At 54.4% G+C, this 15,437-nt stretch carries 12 protein-coding genes and 1 pseudogene; 6 read left to right on the top strand and 7 right to left on the bottom strand.

From position 1 onward, the window contains the following. Positions 1 to 384 precede the first annotated feature (384 nt). From B2G88_RS18120 to B2G88_RS19270, 3 genes are all read right to left on the bottom strand, one after another. The gene (locus tag B2G88_RS18120) at positions 385 to 2,307 is read right to left on the bottom strand and encodes a multicopper oxidase family protein (RefSeq protein ID WP_087715589.1); all 1,923 of its coding nucleotides are present in this window, start codon (positions 2,305 to 2,307) and stop codon (positions 385 to 387) included. Positions 2,308 to 3,219: 912 nt separating this feature from the next. Beyond that, complete coding sequence (locus B2G88_RS18115; RefSeq protein ID WP_054861991.1) at positions 3,220 to 4,197, bottom strand: deoxyhypusine synthase; 978 nt, start codon at positions 4,195 to 4,197, stop codon at positions 3,220 to 3,222. A gap of 654 nt (positions 4,198 to 4,851) precedes the next feature. Beyond that, entirely contained in the window at positions 4,852 to 5,031 is a 180-nt protein-coding gene (locus B2G88_RS19270; RefSeq protein WP_140408908.1) for a DUF5786 family protein, read from the bottom strand. Positions 5,032 to 5,801: 770 nt separating this feature from the next. On the opposite strand from B2G88_RS19270, the gene trkA reads away from it, so the two are divergent. Both trkA and B2G88_RS18105 read left to right on the top strand, forming a co-directional pair. Continuing rightward, positions 5,802 to 7,136: a Trk system potassium transporter TrkA gene (gene trkA / locus B2G88_RS18110; RefSeq protein ID WP_087715632.1), complete on the top strand. Its 1,335-nt coding sequence runs from the start codon at positions 5,802 to 5,804 to the stop codon at positions 7,134 to 7,136. Between the two features lie 46 nt (positions 7,137 to 7,182). Continuing rightward, the gene (locus B2G88_RS18105) at positions 7,183 to 7,464 is read left to right on the top strand and encodes a hypothetical protein (protein ID WP_006825315.1); all 282 of its coding nucleotides are present in this window, start codon (positions 7,183 to 7,185) and stop codon (positions 7,462 to 7,464) included. 335 nt (positions 7,465 to 7,799) lie between these two features. On the opposite strand, the gene B2G88_RS18100 is transcribed toward B2G88_RS18105, so the two are convergent. Further along, positions 7,800 to 8,600, bottom strand: coding sequence for an IclR family transcriptional regulator (locus B2G88_RS18100; RefSeq protein ID WP_054861992.1), 801 nt, complete (start codon positions 8,598 to 8,600; stop codon positions 7,800 to 7,802). Positions 8,601 to 9,072: 472 nt separating this feature from the next. Between B2G88_RS18100 and B2G88_RS18090 the strand changes: the two are divergent. Beyond that, positions 9,073 to 9,267 (top strand): annotated as a pseudogene (locus tag B2G88_RS18090) (multicopper oxidase domain-containing protein); the annotation flags it as partial. Positions 9,268 to 9,422: 155 nt separating this feature from the next. Here the strand turns inward: B2G88_RS18090 and B2G88_RS18085 are convergent. The 3 genes from B2G88_RS18085 to B2G88_RS18075 all read right to left on the bottom strand — a co-directional run bounded on the left by B2G88_RS18085 (position 9,423) and on the right by B2G88_RS18075 (position 13,779). After that, a complete protein-coding gene (locus tag B2G88_RS18085; RefSeq protein ID WP_087715588.1) occupies positions 9,423 to 11,390 on the bottom strand; it encodes an acetate--CoA ligase in 1,968 nt (655 codons plus the stop codon). A 96-nt stretch (positions 11,391 to 11,486) separates the two neighbouring features. After that, positions 11,487 to 12,487 (bottom strand): IS630 family transposase gene (locus tag B2G88_RS18080; protein ID WP_087715587.1). Its coding sequence is split into 2 segments (ribosomal slippage): positions 11,487 to 11,995 and positions 11,995 to 12,487, totalling 1,002 coding nucleotides; the frame shifts between segments, so codons are not numbered across the junction. Between the two features lie 32 nt (positions 12,488 to 12,519). Continuing rightward, the gene (locus B2G88_RS18075; RefSeq protein WP_087715586.1) at positions 12,520 to 13,779 is read right to left on the bottom strand and encodes a sensor histidine kinase; all 1,260 of its coding nucleotides are present in this window, start codon (positions 13,777 to 13,779) and stop codon (positions 12,520 to 12,522) included. A gap of 226 nt (positions 13,780 to 14,005) precedes the next feature. Between B2G88_RS18075 and B2G88_RS18070 the strand changes: the two genes are divergently transcribed. The 3 genes from B2G88_RS18070 to B2G88_RS18060 all read left to right on the top strand — a co-directional run bounded on the left by B2G88_RS18070 (position 14,006) and on the right by B2G88_RS18060 (position 15,410). Further along, positions 14,006 to 14,305 carry a hypothetical protein gene (locus B2G88_RS18070; protein ID WP_054861995.1) on the top strand — a complete coding sequence of 100 codons (300 nt, stop codon included), beginning with the start codon at positions 14,006 to 14,008 and terminating at the stop codon, positions 14,303 to 14,305. A 379-nt stretch (positions 14,306 to 14,684) separates the two neighbouring features. Continuing rightward, positions 14,685 to 14,957, top strand: a complete 273-nt coding sequence (locus B2G88_RS18065; protein WP_054861996.1) for a hypothetical protein — start codon at positions 14,685 to 14,687, stop codon at positions 14,955 to 14,957. Positions 14,958 to 14,987: 30 nt separating this feature from the next. Then, complete coding sequence (locus tag B2G88_RS18060) at positions 14,988 to 15,410, top strand: hypothetical protein (RefSeq protein ID WP_054861997.1); 423 nt, start codon at positions 14,988 to 14,990, stop codon at positions 15,408 to 15,410. Positions 15,411 to 15,437: the final 27 nt, after the last annotated feature.

The following is a 15,437-nucleotide window of genomic DNA, read 5'->3' as shown; positions in this document are numbered from 1 at the left end:
GTGGGGATGATGTGCTGTGACTGCAGCGCGCTGAGTGTTTTGTAGTGATCTTTCAAGTTGTGATACCTCGAGGTGATTTCAACTGCCATAGTTACTACTACAGACAGCTGCGTGTAAACTCTATTGAAACAACCCATGGACTACTGAGTAGGTGGCCGCCATCCTATAGCCAACAGCGCATCGGCTATCTCGCTATGGGCGGCGTCTCTATCCGAACACCTCATCATGCCCGCACACTGCCACAACAAGTCCACAACTGAAGTGAGGAGTAGTTCGATGAGAGTTAATATATGATGGGGAGGATTTCAACAGAGCCGTATCTTCCCAATAGTGTGTACCAGCTGCTTGTTCAGGGGCTGTCCCTACTGTTCGAAACACCGCCGGTTATCCATCGTCGCCGTCCAGAGTATCGTTATCGTCGGCATCCGATTCGGCACCATCACCAATTGAGTCGTCATCTCTGCGGGAGTCGTCATCGTCGGATGGTGGGACAACCTCAAGCGGGCGCATCATGTCGTGATCCTCGTGCTCGAGCATATGGCAATGCCACATGTATCTGCCCGTCTGGTCGGTGAACAGCCCCTCGAACTCTCCGAAGCGGGCGATGACGTGGACGACCTCGGCTGGGTCGACGGTCACGACGTCGTTCCAGCCCAGTTCGTACGGCTCGGGGTCCTCGAGTGTGTCTGGGTCGATCGCGTCCTCGTCCGGATCGTAGTCGCCGACCGGCTGGCGGCCGAGCACCTGGAAGTGGACGAGGTGGAGGTGAACCGGATGGGACATCCCGGTGAAGTTGGCCAGGCTCCAGATTTCGGTATCACCGAGCGTCGGCATCTCGGTGACCGGATCCATCATTGGGATGCCGGAGCGTTCTTCGGCTGTCCCCAGCAGGTGGCGAGATCGGCCGTACTCGTCCGTGTCCATCGCGAGCGTGAGATAGCGTTCGGTGTCGACCGAGTCGACGGGAATTTCCGGAACCCTGGTCAGTTCGCTCGGTACTGAGTCGGCGTCAACGTCGGAGTCATCGGCCGCCGTACCGGATCCGGAATCGGCGACGTCTACGAGCATCACTTCGTGGAGCGGAACGATGTCGTCGCTCTCGTCGCTTCCGTCGCCGCGGTACAGCGCGGGCGCATCGTTGTGGAGCAACAGCGTCTCGCCCGCGTAGTCGGAGAAGTCGACGACGACGTCGGCCCGCTGGCTTGAGCCAAGCTCGAGGCGATCCTCGAGTTCGACCGGCTCCGTGAGGAGGCCGCCGTCGTTCCCTATCAGGACGAACGCAGGGCCGTTGCCTCCGGTTTCGCCCGATGATTCGTCGTACTGCAGGAGTTCGAGTCGGTAGAATCGGCTGTTCGATCCGTTCAGGAACCGGAGCCGGTATGGTCGTGGTTCGACGGACAGCCGGGGCCAGGCCTTCCCGTTGACGACCGGCGTATCGCCGTAGAACTCCGGCACTACACTCGGATCGGGATGGGAGTCGTCGCTGCCACCCTGTTCATCCGCGATGGTCGTCGGATAGAACAGCGAACCGTCATCCTCGAAGCTCCGATCCTGAATCGCGAGCGGAATTTCGTACTCGCCGCTGGGCAGGTCGAGCTCCCGTTCGTGGTCGTTGCGGAGGAGGTAGAACCCCGCCAGACCGGCGTAGACGTTGAGTCGCGTGATCCCCATCGCGTGGTCGTGGTACCACATCGTCGACGTCGGCTGCTCGTTGGCGTAGTAATAGTCCCGCTGCTCGAACGCGGGTCCCGTCTCCTCGAAGTCGCGGGTAAACCACGCCTGTGCGTTACCGTCGCTCTCGGCTTCGACGTTGCCCCCGTGGAGGTGCGTCACAGTCCGGATCCCCGGCATGTCGTACGGAATCGCGTCGCTGTGCAGCGTCGTATCCACGGGCAGGAGGTGTTCGTCCGGCAGGTCGTTCTTCCACCGGACATAGATCGGTTCGCCCTGCTCGGCTTCGATCGTCGGCCCAGGGTACCGGCCGTCGTATCCCCAGACGGTCGTCGTCGGCAGGTCGCCGTGGAGCTGCTGCTCGACCTCCTGCATCTCCACTTCGTAGTAAGGCTGTCCCTCCTTCGTCCCCGACGGCTCGAGCACGTCCGGCCGAGGGACCTCGTCAACCCACTTCTCGAGGTCGGGCGAGGAGTGTCCCGTGATCGTGGCCCCCGTCTCCGTTTCGTCTCCCGACGGTGGGCTCGAATCGTCTATCGTACACCCTGCGAACGCCGAGAGACCCACAGCACCGGTTGCGAGGACCAGTTCACGACGCGATAGCTCCCGCCCGGGACGCCTGGTGCAGCCACGCATAGTATGTAAATATATGAGAGCCCCCGATATACGGGGGCTGACGATTCCTACGGAGTCGGAATCGGAGCCATACATGTTACCGGTGACACCATGGTATCCCGCCGTGCCGAGATCCCAATGACGGCTTATGTACTTGAGGATCCTTGTGAACGGGAGGCGGAGACGAATCGGGCGTTCAGGTCCGCTCGGTCGATAGGATATTTGGCTATGACGGCCGACTCGTCCTCTGACGAATCGCTTGCACGAGTGAAAGGAACCCATGCACATCGTTCTATGACACCCTTTCATTCAGGAAGATTACGCTGATCAGACAGGCGAAACAGTTCTCGTTTTGTGTTTAAAGAAGACCTTCTACTACTATTGTAAAGCCGCGGGGGACCGTCACAAGGAATAACGTGTCTTCAAAGACAACCACAGAGCAATCTCACCAACAACGAGTAGACGAAAAGAAAGCACGAGCAGTTGGTCAAAAGAGAGAAGATGCTGAAGCAGAGACAACCGAAGATACAGTTCATCTGAAGATTTACCGATTCGACCCGGATGTCGAAGCAAAACAGGACCCTTACTTCGAGGATATCCTTCACTATCTCTTATAATAATCTCCGAGCAAAAAGTTCTAACAGTTACTATAGTTCAACGTACTATGTCACGTCGCAATATAGTTGCTGGCACGAGGCTGCCAGCCACGTGAACTTTCTCTATCTACATATCGATCCCGTCGAGATAACACGGGATTCACAGCGACAGTTCATATGGGGATAATGAAAACCAGATAAGTCACTGAAGTATCTCCCCGAAGTCCTGCTCGAGAACGTAATCGGACCAGTGTACCGATATGATCGGTTAAAGATTCTGAAGTGAACGGTGATGCCGACCGAAGCGAGAGGTTCGAATCAGGCGCTAACTGTGCGGCTATCGCTCTGTGAACGCACTCGCAACTAACAGCGGAAACACGAGCGTTGCTTCGGCGTCGACTTGCGTGTAGTTTGTCTGCTCGTCCTTGATTTTCCCCCACGACACTGCCTCGTTCGGTGGCGCGCCCGAGAGCGACCCGTCTCCTTCCATTCCTGTCGAGATGTAGACGACGTAGTCTGCACCACCACGGAACAGATTCGTCATGATTGCGTGATGTTTTGGCACGCCACCTCCGACAGCGATCAATCCCGTCGTATCCGCGAGCAGGCCGTCTTCGATGAGCGAGTCGTAGTCGTCCAGAATTTCGATCCCAACCTCTGAGTCGTATCCTTGCCTGTAATAATAGAGGAAATTACCGACTTCGGCGTCCGTCAGCGCCGGGCAGTAGACGGGGACATCGTTGTCTGCGGCCTGCTTCAAGACGGAGTCCTCGTCGTCGAGCGTCTCCCCGAGTTCTCGTGCGAACGCTGTCGGCGTGCGCACCTTTTCGTCCGCGAAGAAGTTGTCGAAGAAGTCGTAGAGGTACTCCTCAAGCCACACGTACCGATTGGACGGAACGAAAATATTTCCGAGACGGTTGATCCCTCGATCGCGAAGCGTCGCCTCGTCAGCATCCCACTCGCCCATTTTGAACGGTTTCTCCGTCTTGATAACGTCCTCTGTGAGCGATCCGGACGTAGTGATAAGTACGTCGACGTACCCTTCGCGGACCAGATACGCGACAACTTCACGCAATCCCGAGGAGATGATGTTCGAGGTGAACGTGAGGTAGATCGTTGCTTCCTCTTCTCGCATTCGCTCGGCAATATCGATGGCCTTGGAGAGTTGTGTCGCCTGGAATCCCGTTGTCTCATAGGACGCGATAAGGTCGTGAAAATCGAACTCTCCGCGGAAATCGTATCCGTGGACGTCCGCCGTGGGTAGTTCATCGTCACTATCCGGAACAACATGCTCACGAGAGTCGTCTTTCTCCATATGATTCCGTAACACGACGCGTGATTTGAATGTCTCGAGATGGATCGCTCGCTTCCGATACGGCCATGTCAATCGTGAACGGATCGAATCCGTATCCGCCATCGTAGCGTCCTCGACCTCGATAATGCGCGTCTCGCCACACGATTTTCTCTTGGAATTTTCGACGGATGCTTGAGATCATCACGGCAACGGTCCACTACTCACTGTCCATGATCAGCATCGCGAACGACCTCAAGGGGGCTAACCCAGCGAATACACAGATCGGGCCGGTTCAGCTGCTCGTTGAGAGAGTGTTCATGTAGCTGCTCGCATCTCGTCGGTGTCTGGAGAGCGAACTACCACCTGGAGTCTCGATTCACCTACCGATGGGGCCAGCACCTCGAAGATGCTCATCGAACGTCACAGTTCGGTGAAAGTGAGGGGCGAGACGTCCTGAATCATGTGATCGGAGTCGAACATCTATCCAATGGTATTACTCGTAATCAGTAGGAGAGTAATTCCAGCTAGTAACACTAGTGTTAGCCATGCGAAGAAGATCGTCGCGGCTTGTCGGCCTGTGAGCTGGTCACCGCTAAGGACCTCGTCGAGCGCCATGTACAATAGTAGCTGTCGGATCGAGATAAATCGTTTGGTCTGGTTTATTCTCTACCTCTATCACGATTCGTTTGATTTGATTTTCTGGAGGTTCTCGAGGAGTTCGCTGGTTGAACTGCCGTCGTCGAACGTTATTTTGCCTCGATACTCATTCGGCTGGTCGTCCGAGTCGGACTCAATTTCGGAGATTGTCCGTTCGCGACGTTCGTACTCACGCTGGTCATAGTTACCCATTCCCATGTGAATACGAACGTTTGTGAGGAGTCGTAATCAAGGTATCGGTCATCGACAGAGCAGCGATACAGACACTGCAGGAGGATTTTGATAACTCTACTCTTAAAAGTGCAGCATGATTGGATCCTGTTGCCCCGTTTGCTTCCCGCTCAATTGTCGTTACAGACGTACGTCTGTAATGACTGCACTGGTATCGATATTTCCATGCAAGATCCAGAGTATTATACAAAATTGTGGGAGCGCCGTATCCAGAGATATGATTCCTGAATTGGCACTTGAATATAATAATCCAGCTATATCGAACAATTCTCTCGTGCTATCGAGCGAGCGTGTGACCCAGTCACGGTGGCTGACTCACTCGAGCTACACGATTGGCTGGTCAGCAATCTATCAGACGGTATCAGACCCCATTTGAGAGCCTCTGAGACGAGATCAGAAGCTGTCGTGTCTTCGGTTTGGATGACGGCGGCCCGACCGCCTGTGAGAGTTCGTATCTATTACTACTCAGCGTTCACCACTTAGCCTGGAAGCAACGGTGGATCGATACCGATAGTAATCGACTCGGTCGTCGTTGCACCGGAATTTGGGACTGTCCAGGAACAGAATCGTCCACGAACGGAACTCATAATGGTCCACGAACTCTATACGTGAACACATCCGGGACGAGACGACCATATGGTCGGTCGATCGGTCTGTCGGATGCTCCATAGAAATCAATGACGGTCACCGATGCCGCTCTCAGGTCACCACTTAAGTATCAGTCGAACACGAGTCCGATGCGTATAACGGTCATTGGGGCTGGTGAAGTCGGACGAGCGATCGCCGCGACGCTCGCAGACCTTCATGAGGTCGTCGTCGTCGACTGCGACGAGCGGATCGTCGACGAACTCGCATACGCGTACGATGTCCTCGCCGTTCACGGAGACGGCCGAGATATCGAAATACTACGCGAGGCTGAAATCGATCGGGCGGATCTCGTGATCGCGTGTACCGACAACGACGAGGTCAATACCGTTATTTGTGCGACCGTAACGATGGTCTCCGACGCGTTCACTATTGCTCGAGTGAGACGTCGAACGCTCTTCGAAACGTGGACCGGCCGTCCGGACGCGTTCGGTGTCGATTTCATGATCTGCACGGACTCGTTGACGTCCGAAGCGGCGTTTCGGATCGCAGGACTCCCTGCTGCACAGGAGGTTGATACATTTGCCAACGGTCTCGTTCGAATGGCTGCGTTCGAAGTCAACCCCGAGAGTCCGTTCGTCGATCAAACTGTGCACCAGATAGATCTGGACAGATCGGTCACGGTCGCAGCGATCTTCCGCGACGACGAACTGGTGCTTCCGGCCGGAAAAACCGCCATACGGGCCGCCGATCGGATCGTAGTCATCGGAAGCGCTAGCGGCGTTACGAACGTCGCAAATCGTATTTCACTATCGTCGCGAAGTCCGACCGACGAGGTCGTTATCGCCGGCGCGAGTGAGATCGGCTTTCAAATAGCTCGGCTGTTCGAAGAACACGGCTATCGTCCCCGGTTACTCGAACAGGATTCTGATCGCGCTCGAAACGCGGCTGAAGCACTCCCGAACACGACAGTACTCGAGGGAAATCCCACGGACATCGGATTTCTGGAGCGTGAACACATCGATGATGTCGATATCGTCATCGCTGCATTGCCGAGTGACGAACGAAACTTACTCGTATCATTAGTTTCCCGCCAGCTCGGCGTCGGTGAAACCATCGCTATCGTCGAGAACAGAGAGTACGCCGACCTGTTCGAAGCTGCCGGCGTCGACGTGACTGTCAATCCACGCGAGGAGACCGCCGAGGAAATCATTCGCTTTACCCGATTGATTCCGACTGAAAAAATCGTACTGCTCAACCACGATCGCGCGGAAGTGATCGAGATCGTCGTTACCGAAGGGAGTACTCTCGCAGATCGCGAAATCAGGGATTCTACGGCGAGCCTTCCGGACGAGGTCATTATCGGTGCGATCTCTCGCTCCGGTGAACTCGTGACGCCTCGCGGAACGACCGTAATCAGACCGGGAGACCACGTCATTTTGTTCGTTGATACAGATGTACTCGAGGAAGTCATCGAGGTTATCTAGCGCAGAATCAACACGACTTATAGGCCGCAACCGTCAGTACGTACGTATGGCAGACCTCAATCCGACCGCGAAACGAATACACCAGATCAGTCCCGACCCCGTCGAGTTGACGCTTGACGACGGAACGACAGCCATATTTCATATTTCCGGTGCCGAATTCTTTCAGCAGGAATTTCAGGCGGAAGGTGTTTGCGAGGACGATGACGCGGACTATCGATTCATCACGAGCACGGATAACGAATCGATTCTGGTCGGACGGAAGGGTGTAGACGAATCGGCGTGGACGATGATCGGGACGATAGTTGAAGTCAACAGAGACGGATCGTAATTACCTGTTCGCTACGAATCATACCGTGCTCCCGCTCGCTACGTATCGCTTATCGCACTGTGAGGGAGAATTCTCGTTCTAGTCGGTTCTTCGCCGACCTAACTGCTGTCAGTACGGTTGACGACAGTTGGCGGTTCTCCTGGAATACAACGTGTTCGTCCGACATTATATAATAGTCCGAGTTTTCCGAACAATGTCGGTGACGGATTTAGGCTTTCGGAATTACATCCATACTACTGTAATGGTGATTGGTCATCTCGTTCCAAAAACAGGGGTGCATATAATGATACAGCATACTCGGATTATTTGCTGAACCACGTGAGAGATCTGATTATTTAGCGATAATCGTCCAAGTACGAATCGCTGATTTCGGTCTCGAGGTCGTCGACGTATTCTATCAGGATCTCCGGCAACTCGGTGGTGTACCGTTCGTCCGTGAATCGATACTTCGGGCCGATGATGGCGATTGCACCGAGAACGCTCCCATCAGGACCTGTCACACGTCGCCCGACTTCTCTGAGACCGTCGACGTACTCTTCATCGGCGAATGCAACGCCTCGATCGCGAATCTGCTCGAGTTCGCGGATAAAATCGTCTTGGTCCGTGATGGTGTGTGCTGTCTGTCTAGGGAGTCCCCTGTCGTCCAGTACTGCTTCGACGCGCTCGTCGGGTAATTCGGCGAGAATCGCTTTGCCGGTTGCAACGCTGTGGAGATAATAGTAGATCCCAGCGGAGCTAGGCGCGGTGGATATATGTCGTTCCTTGGACGGAAAGTGGCTGTCCGGATGGAAGGATTCGTGGACGAGAATGCCGCGATTATCGTTCTCCACGACGAATTCGACCTCTTCGTCGATTCGGTCGGAAAGTTCTGTTACTGTCTGTTTCGCCAGTGTGTACGCCTTTTTGCGTGAGCGTGCATACTCGCCGTGGTTGAGGAACCGTAATCCGATGTGATAAACTGCGCCTTCCTTCGTGAGATACCCTTCTTCGAGAAGGGTCTGGAGGTGGAGGTGAATCGTACTTCTCGCGATCTCTAATTCACCGGTCAATTCATCGAGTGTTGCACCGCCCAATTTCTGGATCGTATTGATTACGACCAGGGATCGTTCCGTCGTTTTCGCCGTCTGTTTGGCCATACCTCTTCGTACCGGTCAAATAGATATAAAGATTCGCTCCAGTCGGATTATTAAGTACTATTGCCGCTCCTATCAGCAATTCGTATGCGGCGCACGGTTAGCGGAGGTGCTCTCGTAGGATTCGATAGCGATACGATCCGTTGTATCCTCTTGACCACTTCTCCAAGTACGGTCGACTTTCACAGAATAACCCGAACAACTCCAGAGAGAACCGGTCGTCGATCTCGTCTTCGATACCCTCGTACAGTACTCGTGATTTTATGTAGGGTCCTCTCGTCGGGTGATCCAGACACTCCGTTTGTAGATACGCTCGCACTACGTCGTCGGTTTCTGCGATATCGAACGTCTGTAACTGGGAAGGGACTTTGGTCATGGTTATCGAGGTGCCTCTAGCGGCTACCGAGGTGCGTATAGATAGTTTATTCCGGATGAACCATAATGATGTTGCTGTGGCCACAGCGAACGCGGGTAGCATGACGTGGTCACTGTAAACCCCGCCGAAGTCGTCCACGTTGTCGTCCACTTCGGAGAGTACGACGGGGTATTCAACGATCAGACAGGCACATATATGTGGCATTGCCATATGATCGAGCACGAAGATCATGATATGATGCGCCCGCTCGAGGCTCGACCCCGCGCAGACGATGCTGACACTCGTACTGGATAGGACGCAAGGCGTCGGCTCCGAATAGACGAAGGAGGCGACACGAACGTCTCTCACCGTTGCCTCCAGAATCGAACCAGCCAACAGAGACTCGAGACCGCGAAGATACCCCGTCACCAGCGGACGAGACGGCGTAATCGGGTACACTCTCGTCTTGCTCACTCCTGATTCCAAATCGTCGTAAGCTCACCGACGACTTCCGGGTTTCTGAGGGTGTCACTATCCGTGGGCAGTCGGTCGTTGACAATGCGCTCGAGGAGTTTGTACATCGTCTTTCCGGAGTAGGTTTCGGGTAGTTCGGGTGTAAATACGACGTTCGCTGGTCGTGCGAACTCACCGACGTGTTCAGCGACTGCATCCGCAACCGCGTCCTGAATGGCGGTCCGATCCTGCTGCCCTTGCTCAAGTGTCGCAAAGACGCAGAGCGCGGTCTCACCAATAGTACGCTCAGCGACGGCAGCGGCTTCGGTAACGCCGTCAACGGTCGTTATTGCAGCCTCGAGTTCGGCCGTTCCGATGCGACGGTTGCCGATCGTAATGACGTCGTCGTTGCGGCCGATGATCGTCACGTACCCGTCGTCGTCGACGACGGCGCGGTCGCCGGTGAAGTACTGCCAGGAATCCGCCCGTGGGTCCGAAAACGCCTGCCAGTATTCTGCGAGAACCCAGTACCGGTCTCCCTCGAGCGGAACAAGCATCGACGGCCAGGGACGGTCAATCGTCAGATAGCCGGGTTCGCCCGGCGGGAGCTCGCGGCCGTCTTCGTCGACGATCTGGATTTCGATTCCGGGTAACGGAGAACCGACTGAACCGGGCTTTAACTCGTCGATTCCAGGACGGACCGAGATGAGGACGCATCCAGTTTCGGTCTGCCACCACGTGTCGACGATTGGGCACCGTTCCTCGCCGACGTGGGTGTAGTACCACTCCCAGGTGTCCGGACCGATCGGCTCACCGACGCTACCGAGTAGGCGCAACGACGAAAGGTCGTGTGACGAGGGAAACGACTCACCCCACTTCATGAACGTCCGGATTACTCCCGGCGTCGTATAGAAGACCTCCACACCGTTCCGTTCGATCACCTCCCACGGACGGTGGCGGTCCGGATAGCGGAGACTTCCCTCTGCGAGAACGACCGTCGCACCCGAGAGCAGTGGCCCGTAGACGACGTAGGAGTGACCGGTAATCCATCCAGCATCGGCTGTACACCAGATCGTGGTCCCCGGCACGAGGTCGAATACGGTCTGGGCCGTCCACGCGACACCTGTAAGGTAGCCCCCGGTCGAGTGAGTCATCCGTCGCGGTTCGCCGGTCGTTCCTGACGTGTGGATGTGAAAGAGCGGGTCGGTTGCCTCCCGCGGAACTGGGGACACGTTCGCCCCGGCAAACGCCTCGACGAGATCGTCATAGTCGTATTGGTTCTCACCGAGGTGCATATCGTGACTCGAACCGAGTCGATCGACGACGACCGTCGGGCGCGATTCTTCGATCGATGCCAGTGCCGTATCGGCTTTCCGCTTCTGATCGATCACGGTCTCCTCACGGAAGCTACCGTCACATGTGACGAGCGCGCGTGAGTCGACACGTTGCATCCGTTCAGCGAGCGCGTTGGGGGCGAACCCCGAGAAAACGACGTTATGAAGCGCGCCGATACGGGCACAGGCGAGCATCGTGATCGGTAACTCAGGGAGTTTCGGCAGGTAGATCGTGACGACATCGTCTTCGTCAACGCCGAGGTCGCGGAGCGCGGCTGCGACAGCCGACACCTCGCGATAGAGATCGTAGTACGTATAGGTTCGACGCTCGCCACGTTTCCCTTCCCACCGCAATGCGACCTGATTCTTCCGCTCCTCGAGATGGCGATCGATGCAGTTTTCTGCGGCGTTCAAGCGCCCACCAACGAACCATCGGTAGAACGGCGCATTTTCCTCGTCGACGATGCGATCGTAGGGCTCGCTCCACTCGAGCAACGATGCAGCGGCGTCCCAGCACGCCGGCCACTCGTGATCGGAGCAATCGCCATCGGCTGGCTCCGTTGCAGTTCCGTTGCGATCGAACGCTTGTGGAGTCCGGCGTCGAACCGTTCGGTTTTTGAGGGATAGATACGCCGGTCTCTCTTCGGTCATAGATTCGTCCCTTCGACGCCCATCTTCCTGTAGATTCTGTTTGTTTCCGCATAGTACTGTGGTTTAAAAATCGGGAAAGGAATACTATAGTAGACGTTAGAAATAATTGCTCACTTCTGGAAGCGAGAGTTGATCAATAGCTGTATCAATCGCTGCTGTGAGCTCGTTGAGTGAGTCAAAGAAGCGATTGCTGAGTGCCGCTTGGAGTTGTCTCCAGCACTCTTCGACCGGATTTAGCTCAGGTGAATACGCTGGCAATGTTACGAAGGCGAGGTCGTCACGGGCCGCCAGGTCCGTGACGGCCGACGCCCGAAAATACGGCGCTCCATCCAACACAATAATCAAGTCATCTTCGAACTCTTGGCATAACGCGAGAATGAAATGTTTTGCGTGATCGGCGGTAACGTACTCTTCAAATCGAGAGAAAAAGCGATCACCGTCCTCGGTGATCTCGCCTAAGTGACACGTCCAGTCGCGTTGTCCGGACAATTCAACAGACGGTCGCGTGCCGCGAGGAAACCACGCGGCACGCGGCTCAACTTGGACGGATTTCTTGGTTTGATCGATACAGACTACTGTGGCGTCCATTTCCCGCCGCTTTTTTTGAGTTCCTCGCGGAACGTTTCTTGATCCTCAGCATCTGATTCGGCGGCAGTACGGCGTGGTTTTTGGAAGCTCAATCCCGCTTCTTTGAGCAACCGCCGGCAACTCGGGATTGAGTATTCGACATCGTATGTCTCGGCGAGATGCTGCTGGACGAGCGCCGGCGTCCACGCCGGCGCGTCAAAGCCAACTTCTTCAGGAGACCTGTGGACTGTTTCTTCGAACTCTTGTTGCTCTTTTCCTGAGATTTTTCGTTTTCTTCCAGACTGGTGAGCATCAGTAACGGCCTGCTCAAGCGACTCGTCAGTGTCGAGTCGTTTGAGCCAACTATAGATTGTTCGCCGGCCGGTGTTATGCCACTCGGCTAGTTCGGTCTGCGTAACGCCGTTTTTGTACGCAATTGCCGCTAACAGCCGTTGTGTCGGCTTCCTTCCCTCGACGTTGTTGAGTGCGTCGTGAAGTTCTTCGACGGAGATCTCGTCGAGATGATCCATTAGAAGTAGCAACAATCTATGGGCGGAAAATTCTAACGGTTACTATAGGTGTGGCGGGTGGGCTTCGTCTCGTTGTTATGATTGAGGTCGTTTGATACAGCTTCGGCATCGGGGAGCGTAAAGGAAAACGTCGATCCTGAACCAGGTTCAGAGTCGACCCAGATGGTTCCATCGTGACGCTCGATGATCCGCTTACAAACTGCCAACCCGATACCTGAGCCAGTGTGTTCATCGATCGAGTGAAGGCGCTCGAAGATACCGAAGATGCGCTCGGCATCGGACGGATCGATCCCAATACCGTTGTCACTGACGGATATTGTCCACGCCGGTCCATCGCGTTCCGCCGAGATGTATATTCGTGGAGGGTCCTCGCCACTATAATCGATCGCGTTTGTGAGCAGATTCTGGAATACCTGCCGTAATTGACTTCTGTCGCCTTCGACCGTCGGTAATGGCTCACGTTCGATTTCGGCATTGCTTTCTTCGACCCTGAACTGTAGATCGGTGAGAACATCGTCAAGAACATCATCAAGATCGACGGTATCGAACGGATCCCCCTGCGTCTGTACCCGCGAATAATCGAGCAACCCGTCGATCATCGAGCGCATTCGTTCGGCCCCATCGACTGCGAACTCGATGAACTCCTCGCCCTCGTCGTCAAGGTCGTCCTCGTATCGTTGCTCAAGCAGTTGCAGGTAGCTCGTGATCATCCGGAGCGGTTCCTGCAAATCGTGGGAAACGGCGTATGCAAACTCTTCTAACCGTTCGTTTGATGATTCCAGTTCCGATACCGCTTCTTCGAGGCGTCGCTCCGTTTGTTTCAGTTCCTTGTTCTGTTTCTCTAGACGATACTTCTGTTCAAGTTCGGCGTTTTTCTTTTCGAGGGTTTTGGCTTTCGTGAGGGTGTGCGCGTTTTCAACGCCCAACAAGAGTCCTGCAACCGAACCGACCGACAATAGGATGAGCTGTGTACTGGTGGTTATACCGACTATCTCAACGGCAGGATGCAATTGTCTCAATACGGTAACAACACTTGCGACGACGACACCGCCGACGGCGAACATGATAATTCGTGAATAGAATACAGGCAGTATTGACCACTTGGGCAACATTAATCCAACGAACATTAGTGCAAGGCCGGGAAGGCCGATGAGAATTACCTCAATCACTATCCCTGCCAGTACGTCATCCAGTGGTATTCCTTCGCTCAACAACGCATTACCTGTTCTCACGCCGCCAATAGTGAGGATAAAGAGACCTAGTGCTGTAAGAAGTCGATTCCAGTGCCTCATCGTCGCCCGGTACGGTATCGTCGATATATAACTACCATGGTAGTGAGATACTAAAACAATACCCTAGTATAATAGAATAAATTGGTGGCCGTAACATTGGGCGAGGAATTTTCCAAGATCGTTCCCTCACTGTAACTACCGAGTGTGAAAAGAATTCGGGCCAGACCCCATCACGGTCCAACAACGAGGTGACCTCGAGGACGCCGCTGAGAGGTACATCAGTAGTATGGTCGCCGACATCCGCGAAGATCTCCTCGAAAACCGTCAGCAGGACGTTCAGAAAGAACTCTCTGACTTGGAAGCCTATGAGCAAGCAGAACGAGATCGGATCCAGTCGTTCATCGATTCGTACGAACAAAAAGCGACAACGGGATCGGATATGCGCATCGCAATTCGGAACCAGAAACAACGTCTTGGACAACTGGAGACTCGTATCCACTCCCGGAAAGCAAACCTGAGAAAACGCGAGCAGGTCATTTCACTTGCCCCAAATATTGAGGCGTACTGTCTGACTTTGCCGGTGTAATAGCCAAAAGGTGCTCAGAGGCTCTTGAAATAATACTCCCACTTTACTCAGTAGCGTCAGTCCTCAAGTCATATCCTCTCAAGTGGCCACTGCGTGTCGCTTCAACTCTGAAAATGTAGATACTTCCCACCTTCAATGAGGTAACACTGGTGTAGCTTGATCTATCGATTAGAACACTGTTGTTTGAAGGTGCTTACCTCGGTTTCGACCATGTCCAGTTACCCTTTTCTCTTGAGCTGCAGTGGAATCCTATTCAACCAAAATCCACACCAGAGGACTAATAATTTAGTAATTACATTAGAAGAATTTATATACTGGAGACCACCACTAAATGGTGAGGCAGCGTGATTCACTCACCATTATCCCCTCCAGAAACTCTATGCAGTCACGATCAGTAACCCTCGAGGAGATAGATGAACTGTTCCTCCAGTGGAACGGCCACATCAATGCGTCTGCGCTCTTTCGCCGAGCGCTCAAAGACGAAATGCAAATTCGTGACATCAACCCACACGAATTTCGCACCCTGTTTGAACAGGCAGTTGAACAGGGCTATGAATTTGATGAAATCCTCGAGCAGACAAGCCGAATCGATGATTTAGAGCACTTAGTTGCAGAGCAGGCGGAGTCAATGCAGCAGTCCACAACAGAGTGACGCAGACAACTTTCCCCAACGTGACCAAAGATGACGACACCTTTCGATGAAAATACGGAGTCGATAGAATCGCGGACGAACTCTGGGCGCGTGCCGTGGCGGCTTGTTCGGCAGCTATCCCTCTCGATAGTTCTGTTCAGCCTCGTTCTGATCAAACCGGTCGTCGCGCAGGACGGCGTAGTCTGCGAAGCAGAGCAACTTCCGGACATGATTTCGGGCTTCTTCCAGATCACGACAGCACTCGGTATCATCGGTCTGGTTGTTGTCTGGCAAGCGGATTCACTCGCTGAGATGTTCACCGTGAATCCTGAGCAGAAAAAGGGGCTGAAACAACACAAGAGAACTGCTCTCAAATCTGCGATCATCCTGCTCGTCCTCGGGCCGCTGTATACTGTGGCCGGATCGACGATGGGGCTTCCGCTCGCCGAATGTGTTGACTTGGTGCCGTGGTGATCCAGACACCCAACTGAATACGCAAGT

It is taken from the genome of Natronolimnobius baerhuensis, assembly GCF_002177135.1.
GTDB classification, from domain to species: domain Archaea; phylum Halobacteriota; class Halobacteria; order Halobacteriales; family Natrialbaceae; genus Natronolimnobius; species Natronolimnobius baerhuensis.
Note: the sequence above shows the minus strand (reverse complement) of the source record. Positions and strands in the feature narration are given on the sequence as shown.

What these genes read in the sequence shown, in the direction of transcription:
- B2G88_RS19270 (WP_140408908.1), bottom strand. Translation starts at nt 5,031, where the DNA reads ATGGGAATGGGTAACTATGACCAGCGTGAGTACGAACGTCGCGAACGG.
- B2G88_RS18100 (WP_054861992.1), bottom strand. Translation starts at nt 8,600, where the DNA reads ATGGCCAAACAGACGGCGAAAACGACGGAACGATCCCTGGTCGTAATC.
- trkA (WP_087715632.1), top strand. Translation starts at nt 5,802, where the DNA reads ATGCGTATAACGGTCATTGGGGCTGGTGAAGTCGGACGAGCGATCGCC.
- B2G88_RS18115 (WP_054861991.1), bottom strand. Translation starts at nt 4,197, where the DNA reads ATGGAGAAAGACGACTCTCGTGAGCATGTTGTTCCGGATAGTGACGAT.
- B2G88_RS18120 (WP_087715589.1), bottom strand. Translation starts at nt 2,307, where the DNA reads ATGCGTGGCTGCACCAGGCGTCCCGGGCGGGAGCTATCGCGTCGTGAA.
- B2G88_RS18075 (WP_087715586.1), bottom strand. Translation starts at nt 13,779, where the DNA reads ATGAGGCACTGGAATCGACTTCTTACAGCACTAGGTCTCTTTATCCTC.
- B2G88_RS18060 (WP_054861997.1), top strand. Translation starts at nt 14,988, where the DNA reads ATGACGACACCTTTCGATGAAAATACGGAGTCGATAGAATCGCGGACG.
- B2G88_RS18085 (WP_087715588.1), bottom strand. Translation starts at nt 11,390, where the DNA reads ATGACCGAAGAGAGACCGGCGTATCTATCCCTCAAAAACCGAACGGTT.
- B2G88_RS18065 (WP_054861996.1), top strand. Translation starts at nt 14,685, where the DNA reads ATGCAGTCACGATCAGTAACCCTCGAGGAGATAGATGAACTGTTCCTC.
- B2G88_RS18070 (WP_054861995.1), top strand. Translation starts at nt 14,006, where the DNA reads ATGGTCGCCGACATCCGCGAAGATCTCCTCGAAAACCGTCAGCAGGAC.
- B2G88_RS18105 (WP_006825315.1), top strand. Translation starts at nt 7,183, where the DNA reads ATGGCAGACCTCAATCCGACCGCGAAACGAATACACCAGATCAGTCCC.